The sequence below is a fragment of the Hydrogenophaga sp. L99 genome (assembly GCF_058731905.1).
The window spans coordinates 2,794,185-2,809,038 of record NZ_CM178972.1; the positions used below are offsets into that span (position 1 = coordinate 2,794,185).

Annotated in this window: 13 protein-coding genes; 4 read left to right on the forward strand and 9 right to left on the reverse strand. The window is 61.6% G+C overall.

The genetic code is table 11. The annotated features are described in order from the left end of the window. Nucleotides 1-70: 70 nt before the first annotated feature. The 3 genes from AC4QBL_RS13305 to AC4QBL_RS13315 all read right to left on the reverse strand — a co-directional run bounded on the left by AC4QBL_RS13305 (nucleotide 71) and on the right by AC4QBL_RS13315 (nucleotide 1,970). Nucleotides 71-901 carry a mechanosensitive ion channel family protein gene (locus tag AC4QBL_RS13305; protein ID WP_472907010.1) on the reverse strand — a complete coding sequence of 277 codons (831 nt, stop codon included), beginning with the start codon at nucleotides 899-901 and terminating at the stop codon, nucleotides 71-73. A gap of 137 nt (nucleotides 902-1,038) precedes the next feature. After that, the gene (locus tag AC4QBL_RS13310; RefSeq protein ID WP_492131591.1) at nucleotides 1,039-1,332 is read right to left on the reverse strand and encodes a hypothetical protein; all 294 of its coding nucleotides are present in this window, start codon (nucleotides 1,330-1,332) and stop codon (nucleotides 1,039-1,041) included. Then, nucleotides 1,332-1,970: an exopolysaccharide biosynthesis protein gene (locus AC4QBL_RS13315; protein ID WP_472900254.1), complete on the reverse strand. Its 639-nt coding sequence runs from the start codon at nucleotides 1,968-1,970 to the stop codon at nucleotides 1,332-1,334. Before AC4QBL_RS13315 ends, AC4QBL_RS13310 begins: the two co-directional genes overlap by 1 nt. A 338-nt stretch (nucleotides 1,971-2,308) precedes the next feature. On the opposite strand from AC4QBL_RS13315, the gene AC4QBL_RS13320 reads away from it, so the two are divergent. Beyond that, nucleotides 2,309-3,361 carry a calcium/sodium antiporter gene (locus AC4QBL_RS13320; protein ID WP_492131664.1) on the forward strand — a complete coding sequence of 351 codons (1,053 nt, stop codon included), beginning with the start codon at nucleotides 2,309-2,311 and terminating at the stop codon, nucleotides 3,359-3,361. A gap of 212 nt (nucleotides 3,362-3,573) precedes the next feature. Here the strand turns inward: AC4QBL_RS13320 and AC4QBL_RS13325 are convergent, their stop codons facing one another. Continuing rightward, on the reverse strand, nucleotides 3,574-5,382 hold the full coding sequence (locus AC4QBL_RS13325) for an SLC13 family permease (RefSeq protein ID WP_472900252.1): 1,809 nt from the start codon (nucleotides 5,380-5,382) through the stop codon (nucleotides 3,574-3,576). A 296-nt stretch (nucleotides 5,383-5,678) separates the two neighbouring features. On the opposite strand from AC4QBL_RS13325, the gene AC4QBL_RS13330 reads away from it, so the two are divergent. Both AC4QBL_RS13330 and groL read left to right on the forward strand, forming a co-directional pair. Next, nucleotides 5,679-5,972: a co-chaperone GroES gene (locus AC4QBL_RS13330; RefSeq protein WP_305334028.1), complete on the forward strand. Its 294-nt coding sequence runs from the start codon at nucleotides 5,679-5,681 to the stop codon at nucleotides 5,970-5,972. Nucleotides 5,973-6,052: 80 nt separating this feature from the next. After that, nucleotides 6,053-7,699, forward strand: coding sequence for a chaperonin GroEL (gene groL / locus AC4QBL_RS13335; RefSeq protein WP_472900251.1), 1,647 nt, complete (start codon nucleotides 6,053-6,055; stop codon nucleotides 7,697-7,699). Between the two features lie 190 nt (nucleotides 7,700-7,889). Here the strand turns inward: groL and tal are convergent, their stop codons facing one another. Continuing rightward, the gene (gene tal, locus AC4QBL_RS13340) at nucleotides 7,890-8,831 is read right to left on the reverse strand and encodes a transaldolase (protein WP_472900250.1); all 942 of its coding nucleotides are present in this window, start codon (nucleotides 8,829-8,831) and stop codon (nucleotides 7,890-7,892) included. 70 nt (nucleotides 8,832-8,901) lie between these two features. Between tal and AC4QBL_RS13345 the strand changes: the two genes are divergently transcribed. Then, on the forward strand, nucleotides 8,902-9,750 hold the full coding sequence (locus AC4QBL_RS13345; RefSeq protein WP_472907009.1) for a MurR/RpiR family transcriptional regulator: 849 nt from the start codon (nucleotides 8,902-8,904) through the stop codon (nucleotides 9,748-9,750). A gap of 386 nt (nucleotides 9,751-10,136) precedes the next feature. Here AC4QBL_RS13345 and AC4QBL_RS13350 read toward each other — a convergent pair whose 3' ends face one another. The 4 genes from AC4QBL_RS13350 to AC4QBL_RS13365 form a co-directional block, all read right to left on the reverse strand. Then, nucleotides 10,137-11,204: an ABC transporter ATP-binding protein gene (locus AC4QBL_RS13350; protein WP_472907008.1), complete on the reverse strand. Its 1,068-nt coding sequence runs from the start codon at nucleotides 11,202-11,204 to the stop codon at nucleotides 10,137-10,139. Beyond that, entirely contained in the window at nucleotides 11,201-12,190 is a 990-nt protein-coding gene (locus AC4QBL_RS13355; RefSeq protein ID WP_472900248.1) for an ABC transporter ATP-binding protein, read from the reverse strand. The genes AC4QBL_RS13350 and AC4QBL_RS13355 overlap by 4 nt, the downstream gene beginning before the upstream one ends. A 7-nt stretch (nucleotides 12,191-12,197) precedes the next feature. Next, nucleotides 12,198-13,109 carry an ABC transporter permease gene (locus tag AC4QBL_RS13360; RefSeq protein WP_472907007.1) on the reverse strand — a complete coding sequence of 304 codons (912 nt, stop codon included), beginning with the start codon at nucleotides 13,107-13,109 and terminating at the stop codon, nucleotides 12,198-12,200. Nucleotides 13,110-13,237: 128 nt separating this feature from the next. Then, nucleotides 13,238-14,815, reverse strand: a complete 1,578-nt coding sequence (locus AC4QBL_RS13365; protein WP_472907006.1) for an ABC transporter substrate-binding protein — start codon at nucleotides 14,813-14,815, stop codon at nucleotides 13,238-13,240. Nucleotides 14,816-14,854 lie beyond the last annotated feature (39 nt).

Here is a 14,854-nt window from a genome sequence, read left to right on the forward strand (position 1 = left end):
ACGCTCAGGGTGCGGCGGTCAAAGCCCTGGTCAGGAGCCAGGCCGGGCTGTTCATCGCGGGAGAGGCCCGTCAATCGGCGCTGGGGGACGAAGGTGGTGACACCAGCGCTTTCCATGTTTCGCGGAAAACGGCCTGCTCCACAGCGGAGCGTTCATCGCTCGGGCAGGCCACCCTCACCACCAGGACCAGGTGTTCCGGATCAGAAAAATCCCAGGACACCTTGTTCTTGCCTGAGGGGAAATGAATGAACTGCTCTTCAGACACCTTTCTGAAATGGGCAATGGCCTCGTCGCGCCATGGGCTGGTGACGCGCTCGGCTGCGGCCATGGACGCGGCTTCAATCCGGTCAAGATCGTGGACGAACGCCTCGGGAACGGGGATCCGGACGTGATGCAGGGAGAAAGCGCCCGTTGGCGACATGTTCCTGAGCGGCGTGGTGAGCAGCAAGCCGTTGGGAAACTCGGCCACGTTCCCGATCACCTGGCCGGCCGCGTCAAATTCGGTCAGCGTGGTGGCGAACATGTCGATGTCGATCACCCGGCCCTTGAGGGCGCCAAATTCGATGACATCACCCACCTTGAACGGCTGAACCAAGGTGACATAGAGGTAGCCGTGCACGCACATCACCAACTCTTTGCTCACAATCAACAGCGCACCCGCCACGGCGGCCAGCGAAAGCGCAAAACCCGCGATCGTGGAAGCCCACAGCGAAATGATCGCGAGCAAGGCAGCGAACCAAATAATGTTGCGCGCCCACACCAGGTGCAGCCTGCGTTTCTGCGCAGAAATCTGCCCGCGGGCCAGATACCGGGCCCAAATTTGAGAAAAAAGCAGCGCGAGGCCGATGAGGATCACCGAGACGATGACCTTGTCCCAATGACCTGGGATCAACAGCGCCAACCGCTCGAACGTCGAGTCAAACGTTGAAATAGACATATCGGCTCATTTTCCACCCTTGACGTACATGTTTTTTGGGCCAGCGCAATGTCCACCCACAAAGCACCTGAACACTCGCAGGTACAGCCCTGAGACGGGACTCAGATAGCAAAAGCCACCAGCAACCAGACAGCGGATGCAGCCCTCATCCAAGGTGGTGTTTTCGCATGGCGCCATATCGACACCACCAAAAACGCGTTGTAAGGGATGACCAACGCATGCACAGCAAACACCCATGCCCAGTCCACCCGTTTTGCCAGCATCAGCAGTGAGACAAATCCAAAGAGCAAGTTCAACACGGTCGCTGTCGCGAGCAAGTCGATCCAGAACAAACGCGGCAACGGCGTCTTGCCTCGCCACCGCTCACGAAAAAAATGGAACACAACCGGGCGCATCAATGAAACAACTGACCAACAAGGAAGACAGCCGCCTGGAGCATGGCGAACACCACGCCAGACACCACCGTGGCGGCAAGCGCTGCAGCCACGAAGCCAGCCAGAACCCAGAGACCGTCTTTTTCCAGCACACCGAGAGCCAAAATACCGATGGCCAAGGCAGGCAATGTGTTTCCCAGCGGAATGGGCAGCGCCAGCGTGACCGACAACAACAGACACAGCAGCCCAATCACGTTCTCTATGGGCGGCGTCGAAAGCACCGCGTAACGAGGGCGCAACAGGCGCTCCGCCCTGACCAACCACGGAAGAATTCGGCGGATCAGCGCCTGGAAGTCGCTACGAAGCAGCGAGCGCTGGCTGATGATGGCCGGCAGCCAGGGGCGCAAATCTAGCATCAACTGGACCGACAGAAAAATCAGCGGCGTGCCCAGGATGGTGGACACACCGGGTGGAACTGGCAGGATGCCAGGGACCGCAAAGACAAACATCAGCGCACCGATGGCTCGATCCCCGAGGGCATCCAACAGGTCTTTGATGCAGATTCGCTCGCTCTTGCCCTGATGGGCCAGATCCGCCAGAACCTGCGACAAAGATTTCCCGCGCATCTGACCACCCGGACGGCTATCCAAAGATTTCATGTTGTTTTTTGCTTGACCCTGAACCACCAAAGCACAGGTCGAATCGCCGACTCGGGCATATGAAGACGCAGCCCATGTGTGCGTTTTTGCCGGGCAGGACCGCGGTTTGGCCAGCAATCATGTCAACTATGCCTCATCTCAAACCCCGCACTTTCACCGGAAGAAGTATCAGCCAAAAGCTGAATTAACTCCCTCTAACCCACAAATTTTTTCTCATATGATTACGGGTTTAGCTCTTTTTGTTTGCGGTTCCTCGACGTTTCACCTGCGGCCCCTCGGCCGCCTAAAAGTGGGTCAATATGCTCTGGATACAGTCGTTGTGGTTTGCAGCAGGCTTGGTGGCCTTGGTCGCCGGTGCCAACTCGCTCGTTCGCGGAGCGTCGAAGCTGGCGCTTTCGTTTGGACTCTCGCCACTGGTGGTCGGGCTGACCATCGTGGCATTTGGCACCAGCGCCCCAGAAATGGCTGTGTCGACCGGTGCTGTGCTTGAGGGTAAAGGCGATATCGCCATTGGCAACGTCGTCGGCAGCAACATCTTCAACGTGCTGTTCATTCTCGGCATCAGCGCGCTGATCGTGCCGCTGGTGGTCCACGTACAGCTGATTCGGCAAGAAATTCCCATCATGTTGGGGGCTTCCCTGCTGCTGCTCGTGATGGCGCTTGACGGCAATATTCAGGTCTGGGAGGGCCTGCTCTTGCTGGTCTTGATGGTGTCCTACACGGCGTTTCTGGTCATTCAGTCGAGAAAAGAAAGCGCACAACAGGCGACCGAATTCGATGCCGAAGTGCGTCCTGCCCAGCAGGGCGCGTGGGATGCGCACTGGGCCGGCCAACTCGGCTTGATCGTTGTTGGGCTCGCGCTGCTGGTCGTCGGGTCCGACTGGCTGGTGAGCTCATCCGTGGTTTTTGCGAAGTCCTTTGGGGTGAGTGATGTGGTTATCGGCCTCACCATCGTGGCAGCAGGCACCTCCATGCCGGAGGTGGCCACCTCGTTGACTGCAGCCATCAAGGGTGAGCGCGACATTGCTGTGGGCAACGTCGTTGGCAGCAACACGTTCAACATTCTTGGCTGTGTAGGCCTGAGCGGACTGGTGGCCGGCAGCGACGGCTTGGCGATTGCACCGTCGATGCTCAACTTTGACATCTGGGTCATGCTGGCCGTTGCGCTGGCCTGCTTGCCCATTTTCGTCACCGGGCGTGAAATTGCGCGCTGGGAAGGCGCCGTGTTTCTGGGCTACTACGTGGCTTACGTAGCCTATCTGCTTCTGGCCGCTCAGCAGCACGCTGCCCTGCCCGCCTTCTCTGCCACGATGATCGGTTTTGTAATTCCACTGACCGTTGTGACGCTGGTGGTGGTGTGGCTGCGCCAACCCAAAAACCACACGACTTAAGCAACATCAGCCCCCGGCATGCGCGGTCTTTGCCGCCGGAGGCGGGGGGCTGTTCAGTGCACGGGCAATCTAGGTGCACGCCGTCTCAGCCAACGGCATTGAGCTTCCGCACTGAGCATCCGGCTGCAGGCGGTCAGCTGTCTGGAAAACCCAACCCAAACTCCACCACTGGCCATACAACGGTGCCTGATCCGTCTGAAGCCGGGCCATCCTCAACTTGTATAAAACGGCCAGAACAGGGGAATCAGCAAGCTGGACGCCGCCCAGGTGAGCATGTTCATGGGCACGCCCAGGCGCGCGAAGTCGCTGAATCGGTAGTTGCCGGCGCTGTAGACCAGGGTGTTGGTTTGGTAGCCGATGGGGGTGGCAAAGCTGAAGCTGGCCGCAAACATGATGCCAACCACAAAGGGCCGGGGGTCCACGCCCAGCTCCAGCGCCACCCCGATCACCACCGGCGTGAACAGCACCGCCACCGCGTTGTTGCTGATGAACTCGGTGGCAATGGACGTGGCCAGGATCACCAGCGACAGCACCAGCCATGGCGAGAGCCCGCCGCCCCACTGCACCAGCGACTGCGCGGCCAGCGCCGACAGGCCCGAATCGCGCATGGCCACGCTCACCGCCAGCATGCCGTAGATCAGCATCAGGATCGGCCACTCGATGGACTTGTAGGCCTCTTCGGGCTTGAGGCAGCCGGTCAGTACCACCAGCACCGCGCCAATCAGCGCCAGCCCCTCGATGGGCATCACGTCAAACGCCGCCAGTGCCATCACCCCCACCATGGTGCCCACTGCGACGGGCGCCTTGCCACGCCGCTGCAGCGCGGGCTGGCGCTCGGTGATGGCGAACAGGTCGCCGTTGTCGCAAAAGCGCTGGATCTGGCGCGGTGCGCCCTCCACCAGCAGCACGTCGCCAAACTGCAGCTGGAAGTCGTCGCCAATATCGGCGATGGATGCGTTCTTGCGGTGCACCGCGATCAGGTGGATGCCGTAGCGCGAGGCCAGGTCCAGGTCGCGGATGGGGCGCATCACATAGCGCGAGGTCTGCCCCACCAGCGCCTCGACGATCACCACATCCCGCTGGCGCAGGGTTTCCAGATCAGTGCCGCTGCCCTGTGGCGCGGGCGCGTGCAGGCCGATCAGATCACTGCCGCGCAGGTCCACCATGGCGCTGCTGCGTGAGTGCACCACCAGGCGGTCGCCGGTCTGCAAGCGAGTCTCAGGCGCGGGCGCGCTCCATTCTTCTTCGCCCCGGAACAGCTTGAGCACCTGCACGCTGCCGTTGGCCAGGCGGGCGTCTTGCAGGCTGCGGCCGTCCAGCCGCGAACCGGCGGGCACAAACAGCTCGGTCATGAACAGGCGGTCGGTGTGGCCGGTGAACTGCTGCGTCAGCGTCTCGCGCGCGGGCAGCCAGCGCCGCGCAAACAGCAGCATGAAAGTGCAACCGAACAACGCGATCACCAGCGCGGGCGCGGTGATCTCGAACATGCTGAACGGCGCCAGCCCCATGCTGCGCGCCACCCCGTCCACCAGGATGTTGGTGGACGTGCCCACCAATGTGACCGTACCGCCCAAGATGGTGGCGTAAGACAGCGGAATCAGCAGCCGCGACGGGCTCAGCGACAGGCGCGTGGCCAGGCTGATCACCACCGGAATCATCACCATCACCACCGGCGTGTTGTTGATGAAGGGCGACACCAGCAAGCCCACCAGCAGCAGACCCACCAGCAAGCGGCCCTCGCTGCGGCCCGCCGCCTGCGCGATGCGCTCGCCCAGCCAGTCCACACAGCCGGTGCGGCTGAGTGCACCGCTGATGATGAACAGGCAGGCGATGGTGAAGGGCGCACTGTTGCTGAACACGCCCAGCACCTTGGCCGGCGTGAGCAGGCCGGTCAGCAGCAACAAGGCCACAGCGGTCAGCACCGCCACGTCGGGCTTGACCCATTCGCGCACAAAACTGATGAACAGGAGAACGAGGAGGATGCCCACGGCCAGGGCGTGGGTGGATTCGGGAAGCGTCATGGCCGCGGATCATGGCGGTCGCGGCCTGAGGAGCTAAATACTTTTAGATCATTTGCATATAGGGATGGGCTGAGTGGCACCAACGGGAAAGATGGGTGGCGCTCCGCAAATCCCCTCGGATTGCGCAAAAAACCAGCCCCTGGTCTTGAAAAGCCGCGGGGTCGCCCTTATCATTAGCACTCGCTGACATTGAGTGCTAACACTCGGTGCCAAGTCGATCAACGGTGTCGCTGGCTCTCAAAGCGGGCGCTGCCGGTCTGAATCCCCCCTTTTACCGTTCTATCTCAGGAGATGCAATGAACCTTCGTCCTCTCGCCGATCGCGTGATCGTCAAGCGTATTGACAGCGAAACCAAGACCGCTTCGGGCATCGTCATCCCCGACGCCGCTGCTGAAAAGCCAGACCAGGGCGAAATCCTGGCCGTTGGTCCCGGCAAGAAAAACGACAAAGGCGAACTGTCCGCCATGAACGTCAAGGTCGGTGACCGCGTTCTGTTTGGCAAGTACAGCGGCCAGACCGTCAAGGTCGACGGCAACGAACTGCTGGTGATGAAAGAAGACGACCTGTTCGCCGTCGTCGAGTCCAAGTAATTTTGCGGGACTGAGCGAACAATGCCCAAGCGCTTGTTCGCCCTCTCTCCAACTGTTCAATCTATCTAGGAGTTATCAACATGGCAGCAAAAGACGTCATTTTCGGCGGCGAAGCCCGCGCACGCATGGTCGAGGGTGTGAACATCCTGGCCAACGCCGTCAAAGTCACCCTGGGCCCCAAAGGCCGCAACGTGGTGCTGGAGCGCTCGTTCGGCGCCCCTACCGTCACAAAAGACGGTGTTTCGGTCGCTAAAGAGATCGAACTGAAGGACAAGCTGCAGAACATGGGCGCCCAGATGGTCAAGGAAGTTGCTTCCAAGACCTCGGACAACGCTGGCGACGGCACCACCACCGCCACCGTGCTGGCACAGGCCATCGTGCGTGAAGGCATGAAGTACGTGGCCGCCGGCATGAACCCGATGGACCTGAAGCGCGGTATCGACAAGGCTGTGACGGCCCTGATCATCGAGCTGAAGAAGGCTTCCAAGGCCACCACCACGTCCAAAGAGATCGCACAGGTCGGCTCCATCTCTGCCAACGCAGACGAAACCATCGGCAAGATCATTGCCGATGCCATGGACAAAGTGGGCAAAGAAGGCGTGATCACCGTGGAAGACGGCAAATCACTGGAATCCGAGCTGGAAGTCGTTGAAGGCATGCAGTTCGACCGCGGCTACCTGTCGCCCTACTTCATCAACAACCCAGAAAAGCAAGCCGCTCTGCTGGACAACCCTTTCGTGCTGCTGTACGACAAGAAGGTTTCCAACATCCGTGACCTGCTGCCCACGCTGGAGCAAGTGGCCAAGGCCGGCCGTCCCCTGCTGATCATTGCCGAAGACGTCGAAGGCGAAGCCCTAGCAACGCTGGTGGTCAACACCATCCGCGGCATCCTGAAGGTTGTGGCTGTCAAGGCTCCTGGCTTCGGCGATCGCCGCAAAGCCATGCTGGAAGACATCGCCATCCTGACCGGCGGCAAAGTGATCGCCGAAGAAGTCGGCATGACGCTGGAAAAAGTGACGCTGGCCGACCTCGGCTCTGCCAAGCGCATCGAAGTCAGCAAAGAGAACACCATCATCATCGACGGCGCCGGCGCTGCTGCTGACATCGAAGCCCGCGTGAAACAAGTGCGCGTGCAGATCGAAGAAGCGACCTCCGACTACGACCGCGAGAAACTGCAAGAGCGCGTGGCCAAGCTGGCCGGCGGTGTGGCCGTGATCAAGGTTGGCGCTGCCACCGAAGTCGAGATGAAGGAAAAGAAAGCCCGCGTGGAAGACGCCCTGCACGCCACCCGCGCTGCAGTGGAAGAAGGCATCGTCGCCGGTGGTGGCGTGGCCCTGCTGCGCGCCCGTCAGGCCGCTGGCACCATCAAAGGTGACAACGCCGACCAGGACGCCGGTATCAAGCTGGTGTTGAAAGCGATTGAAGCGCCTCTGCGCGAGATCGTGGCCAACGCTGGTGGCGAGCCATCGGTGGTGGTCAACGCTATCCTGGCTGGTTCGGGCAACTACGGCTTCAACGCCGCCAACGACACCTACGGCGACATGATCGAAATGGGCATTCTGGACCCAACGAAAGTGACCCGCACCGCGCTGCAAAACGCCGCTTCGGTGTCCAGCCTGATGCTGACGACCGAGTGCATGGTTGCCGAGTCCCCCAAGGATGACGCTCCAGCCATGGGCGGTGGCGGCATGGGTGGGATGGGCGACATGGGCGGCATGGGCATGTAATTACTCCTTGCCTGAGACGCCATGCCGGCGTTGCAAGGGCTTGCCGTGGCGCTGCCACTGCCTACGCCCTTGCGCCTTGGCCTGGCGCCTCATGCTGCGTCGGAATGCATCACTGCAGGCTGACAAAACCCCAAGAAAAAACCCCCGCGAGTCACCTCGCGGGGGTTTTTTCGTTATGGGTCAGCGTTGCTTACTTCATCATGCCTTCGAGCTTGATCGTGTCTGCCACAAACGCACGGATGCCTTCGGCCAGCTTCTCGGTGGCCATCGCGTCTTCGTTCATCGCGAAGCGGAAGCCCGCTTCGTCGTGCTGCACAAACGGAATCTCCATCGCCTTCGCGGCCTCGGCGTCCAGCGCTTTGGGCAAGGCTGCGTCGCTGGCGGCCAGCTGGGCCAACAGGTCGGGGCTGATGGTCAGCAGGTCGCAGCCGGCCAGGGCCGTGATCTGGCCCACGTTGCGAAAGCTCGCGCCCATCACCTCGGTAGCGATACCGTGTTTTTTGTAGAAGTTGTAGATGGCGCGCACCGACTTCACACCCGGGTCGTTGGCGCCCGCCATGGCGGCCTCGTCCCAGGTGGCGCTGGCATTCCTTTTGTACCAGTCGTAAATACGGCCCACAAACGGCGAAATCAGCTGCACCTTGGCCTGGCCGCAGGCCACGGCCTGGGCAAAAGAAAACAGCAGCGTGAGGTTGGTGTGGATGCCGTCGCGCTCCAGTCGGGCTGCGGCCTGAATGCCTTCCCAGGTGGAAGCAATCTTGATCAGCACGCGGTCCACGTGCACGCCTTCGCCTTGATAAAGATCGATGATGCGGCGCGCGCGCGTCACGGTGGCTTCGGTGTCGAAGCTCAGGCGCGCGTCCACTTCGGTGGAGACGCGGCCGGGGATGTGTTTCAAAATTTCACAGCCAAAGGCCACGAGCAGGCGGTTCATCACCTCGTCCGCGCCCTGAGCGCCGTATTTCGCCACCGCGTCTTGCAGCAGATGGGCGTATTCGGGCTTCTGCACCGCTTTCAGGATGAGCGACGGGTTGGTGGTCGCATCCCGTGGCGAAAACGCCGCGATCTGGTTGAAATCACCGGTGTCAGCGACCACGGTGGTGAGTTGTTTGAGTGCGTCTAGCTGGTTCATTTCGCCATTATCGGGTGTAATAAGGTTTCACGTTCTTTTTGTAACTTGTTTCGTAACCGGACTGTCCCCCATGCTCGACCGCATCAAAGCCTCCTTGCCTTCGCTAGCGCCCGCTGAACAACGGGTAGGCAAACTGGTGCTGCTCGACCCGCGCAGCTTCGCCAGCCTGCCGGTGTCTGAACTGGCCGATCGCGCCCACGTGAGCAAGCCCACCGTGGTGCGCTTTTGCCGCAGCATGGGCTACGACGGCCTGTCCGACTTCAAGCTCAAGCTGGCCGGCACGGTGAGCGAGGGCGTGCCCTTCATCCACCGCAGTGTGGACGTGGACGACAAAGTGGGCGATGTGCTGGTCAAGGTGATCGACAACACCGTGGCGGCGTTCCTGAAGTACCGCAACGACGCCTCCACCCACTCGATTGAAAAAGCGGTGGACGCGCTGCTGGCCACCTACAACAACCGGGGCCGCATCGAGTTTTACGGCGCCGGTAACTCAGGCATCGTGGCCCAGGATGCGCAACACAAGTTCTTCCGCCTCGGCATCAACGCCATTGCCTATAGCGACGGCCACATGCAGGTCATGAGCGCCTCGCTGCTGAGGCCGGGCGACTGCCTGGTGATCGTTTCCAACTCGGGGCGCACACGCGACCTGATGGACGCGGCCGACATTGCCCGAAAACACGGCGCCACCGTGATCGTCATCACCGCCAGCGGCTCGCCACTGGCCCTGGCAGGCCACATCCACCTGTCGGCCGATCACCCCGAAGGCTATGACCGTTACAGCCCCATGACCTCGCGCCTGATGCACCTGATGGTGATTGACGTGCTGGCCACCTGCCTGGCGCTGCGCATCGGCGGCAGCAAGCTGCAACCGATGCTCAAGGAAATGAAGAACAACCTGCGGAGTAAGCGATACGCTTGACCGTGCGCGCTGCGCACAGGTCAAGCGCCCCCTGCGCCGCTTCGCGTCTTCCCCCAGAGGGGGACGATGCCTGTGTCTTGGCAAAGCCGAAGCCACGGCATCCAGGGTTTGGGGTACGCGCGCCGAGCAGTGCCCACTGCGCAAACAACGAAATGGTATCCGGAAGCGCTCAACGCCCTCGGCACGGCAAGTGAGGCCAAGCATCTCAACATCTGGACACGCCAGGGACGGGCACACCCGAGGACGAGGGGCGCTCCCCGCAGCGAAATAAAGGAGGAGGTCCGCGCAGCGGACCGGGGGACATTCGCGGAGGGGAGCACCCGTCGTCCGCGCTAACGCCATTCCGTCAGCGTGCCACAGCACCTACCTGCCGATGCGTCAGCCGATCAGATCCGGCCCTCTTCCACTGCGTGGCACGCAATCCGAATACCACCCAGCGTGAGCAGATTCGGACGCTCCGCACGGCAGCGTTCATTGGCATGCGGGCAACGCGGGTTGAACGCGCAACCGTCCGGCGGGTTCAACGGGTTGGGCACCTCGCCTGAAACCGGGGTGCGCGCCCTGCCCGTGTCGTGCATCTTGGGAATCGCGTCCAGCAGCATGCGCGTGTAGGGGTGGCGCGGCGTGTCAAACAGGGTGTGCTTGGGCGCCAGCTCCACCAGACGGCCCAGGTACATCACGCCCACCTGATCGCTCACGTGGCGCACCACGGCCAGGTTGTGGCTGATGAACAGGTAGGTCAGCCCGCGCTCGCGCTGCAGGTCTTTCATGATGTTGAGCACCTGCGCCTGCACGCTCACGTCCAGCGCGCTGGTGGGCTCGTCACACACCAGAAACTCGGGTTGTGTCGCCAGCGCCCGCGCAATGGAAATGCGCTGGCGCTGCCCGCCTGAAAACTGGTGCGGGTACTTCACGCGGTCCAGCGGCGACAAACCCACCGACTTCAGCAGTTCGTCCACCCGCGCACGCAACGCCACCGGCTCGGTTTCAATGCCGTGCTCGCGCAGCGGCTCGGCAATGATGTCCTCCACAATCCAGCGCGGGTTCAGGCTGGCGTAGGGGTCCTGAAAAATCATCTGGATGCGCCGGCGCAGCTGGCGGCCCTGTGGCGTTTTGAACGCCGCGTGGGCGTCCAGCCCGTCAAACTCAAAGCCACCGCGCGTGGGTTCGTACAAACCCACCAGCAGCCGGGCCACCGTGCTTTTACCGCAACCCGACTCACCCACCAGCGCCAGCGTCTGGCCGCGCGGGATGTCAAACGACACGCCGTCCACGGCCCGCAGCAATTGGCGGGGCTGGCGTTCAATCACGCGGTTGAGCCAGGGGGCCGACACATCAAACGTCTTGGCCAGATCGGTGGCCCGCACCAAGGGCGCCTCGTCAGCAGGTGCAGCGGTTGCAGCGTGACGGTCTGCCTGCGCTTGCACCGCTTTTTCAATCAGGTTCGAGCTCATGCGGCCACTCCCGGCGTCAAAACAGTGGAGGCGTCGTGCAGCCAGCAAGCGGCGCGGGTGGCGCCGGCGGGCATCAGGTTGGGCCGCTCCACATGGCAGCGGTCCACCACCCGGTCGCAACGCGGGTTGTAGGCACAACCGGTGGGGATCGCGTTCAGGCGTGGCATGGCGCCGTCAATCTGGTGCAAGCGCTCGCGGTCCTGGCTCATGTCGGGTATGCAGGCCATCAGGCCGGCTGTGTACGGGTGGGCCGGGTGGTTAATGACCTCGTGGACCGGCCCGATTTCGGCAATGCGCCCGGCGTACATCACCGCCACGCGGTCGCAGGTTTCGGCAATCACGCCCATGTCGTGCGTGATCAGCATCACCGCGGCACCACGGTCTTTGCAAATGGTTTTCAGCAACGTGATGATCTGCGCCTGGATCGACACATCGAGCGCAGTGGTGGGCTCATCGGCCACGATCAGCTGCGGCTCGGCGGCCAGCGCCAGTGCAATCACCACCCGCTGGCGCATACCGCCCGAAAACTGGTGCGGAAAGTGGTCAATGCGCTGCTCGGCTGCTGGAATACCGGTGTCTTTCAACAGGTTGATGGCGCGCTTGCGCGCTTCAGCCTGGCTCACCGGCAGGTGGGTGGTGATGGTTTCAATGAGCTGGCGGCCCACCGAGTACAACGGGTTCAGCGAGGTGAGCGGATCTTGAAAAATGGCGCCAATCTTGCGCCCGCGCACCTTGCGCATCTCTTCATAGGGCAGGTTGTCGATGCGCTGGCCGTGCAGGCGTATCTCGCCACTGGCCACGCGGCCCGGTGGCTCCAGCAGGCCAATAATGGACGCCCCGGTGAGCGATTTGCCCGCGCCCGATTCGCCCACCACACCCAGAATTTCACCGGGTGCGATGTCGAAAGAAACGTCGTCCAGCGCGCGCAGCGTGCCGCGGCGACCCGGAAATTCGACCACGAGATTTTTTACTTCTAACAGGCTCATGCTGTGCTTACCGGAGTCGAGGGTTGAGAGCATCACGCAGCCAGTCGCCCAGCAGGTTCACAGAGAGCGCAATCAACACCAACATAGCGCCCGGGAAAATGGTGATCCACCACTCGCCAGAAAACAGGTAGTCGTTGCCCACGCGGATGAGCGTGCCCAACGATGGCGAAGTGGGTGGTGCGCCCACCCCCAGAAACGACAGCGTGGCCTCGGTGATGATGGCCGTGGCCACCTGGATGGTGGCCAGCACCAGCACCGGCCCCATGACGTTGGGCAGCACATGGCTGCGCATGATGCGCAGCGGCGCCACACCCGTCACACGGGCCGCCTGCACGTATTCTTTGTTGCGCTCCACCAGCGTCGATCCGCGCACCGTGCGGGCGTATTGCACCCAGCCGGTGAGCGTGATCGACAGAATCAACACGCCAAACGCGAGCCCTTCGTGCGCGTTGGGAAACATCGCGCGCCCCACACCGGCAATCAGCAGCGCCACCAGAATGGACGGAAACGAGAGCATGACGTCGCACAGGCGCATGAGCACACCGTCCACCCAGCCGCCCAGAAACCCGGCCAGCAAACCAAACGACACGCCAATCACCACCGACAACACCACCGACGCCAAACCGACCGCCAGCGAAATACGGGCGCCATACATGATGGCCGACAGAATGTCGCGCCCTTGGTCGTCGGTGCCGAGCAAGAAGTTGCTTGAACCACCCTCGCTCCAGGCGGGTGGCAACCGGGCGTTGGACAGCTCCAGCGTGGCCAGATCAAACGGGTTGTGCGGCGCCACCCAGGGCGCAAACAAAGCACCAAACACGCAGACACAAGCAATCACCGCCGCCACGATGGCGGTGGGTGAATTCAAAAAACTGTGGCCGACATCGCCGTCGAACCAGCGGCGCAGAGTGGATATCACATCAAAAGTCTCAATGGGTTGTCACAAACGGCCACCAACAGCAACGCCGTGCAGAACCAGTGCGAAACTGGTTTCGCCAAACCGCTGCTGCTGCCCTCTGAGGAGGTGGCACCGCAGGCTGCGGGTGTTTACTTCACGCTCATGTAGCGGAAGGGCATCTGGTTGTCGGCACGCTGGACCAGTTGCACGTTGCTCCCCACGCCCCAGGCGAGCGCCTGCTGGTGCAGCGGCAGGTGGCCGATGTCTTCCGAATGCAAAGCGTAAGCCTCCTTGATCATGGCGTTGCGTTTGGCCTGGTCGGTCTCGGACTGGACCTTCAGTGTCAACTCATCGAGCTTCGGGTTGCAATAGGATCCCAGATTGAACTGACCAGCGCCTTTGTCGTCCACACAGCGCATGATGGCGTTGAGCACGTTGTGTGCATCGTAGGTCGAGGGCGACCAGCCCAGCAGATAGAGGCTGGTGTCGCGCCGCAGAATTTTGGGGAAATAGGTGCCCTTGGTCTCGGCTTGCAGGTTCACCTTCACGCCGATCCGTGCCAGATTCGCCGCCACCGCTTGGCAGATGTTGGCGTCATTGACGTAGCGGTCGTTCGGGCAGTTCATGCCCACTTCGAAACCATTGGCGTAACCCGCATCGGCCAACAGCTTCTTGGCTGCCTCCACGTCGTAGGGCAGCCGCTTGTCAATCGAGGCGTCGTAGCCACTGACACCGGGACCGATCAGCAACGCCGCGGGGGTTGCAGCACCCCGCATGACCGTTTTTTGTATGCCGTTGATGTCAATCGCCTGGTAAAAAGCCTGGCGCACACGCTTGTCTTTGAAGGGATTCTTCCCCTTCACATTGGAAAAGAGGAGTTCGTCGCGTTTTTGGTCCATACCGAGGAAGATCCAACGCAACTCAGGTCCTTCCAAAACGCGGGCTTTGCCACCCGCGTTGATGCGTGCCACATCCTGCAGCGGCACGGGCTCGATCACGTCAACCTGGCCCGACAGCAGCGCAGCAACACGGGTAGAGTCGTTGCCGATCGGCGTGTACTCGACATTGACCACGTTGCCTTCAATTTTTCCCCAGTAGTTGCCATTGCGCACGAACGTGGTTTTCACGTTGGGCTGGCGCTCACGCAGGCGAAACGGTCCGGTGCCGTTGGCACGGAACGACGCTGCGTTCTCAATGCCCTTTCGGCGGTCCACCGGCTTGGTTGCCTGGTTCAACTCCGCCCATTGCTTGCTCATGATGTAGAGAAAGGACAGTTGGGCCGGCAGGATCGGAAAAGGTGCCTTGGTCTCCACCTCGATCACATGGTCGCTGATCTTGCGCACGTCCTTGATGTCATTGGTGTAAGTGCGCATGTCCGATCCGTCGCCGGCGCCGCGCGCGATGCTGAACAGAACATCGTCGGCGGTGAACGGGGTGCCATCGTGAAACTGCACGCCCTTGCGCAGCTCAAAGCGCCAGACCGTGGGTGCTGTCTGTTTCCAAACCGTGGCCAGCGCCGGGATCAGCCGGAGATCCTTGTCGCGAGTGACCAAAGGCTCGTACACATTGCCCGTCACGCTGAGCTGCAGCGATTCGTTCAACGAATGCGGGTCCATCGACAAGGCATCGCCCTGGTTGCCAATGCGCACGGTCTGTGCGGAGGCCGCGCTCATGGCGGTCATGGCAGCAATCACCAGACTGGCGGCCAGCGTTTTCTTCAGTTTCATGCGTTGCTCCTAGCGGTTGGGGGTCAGGGGATCAATAAA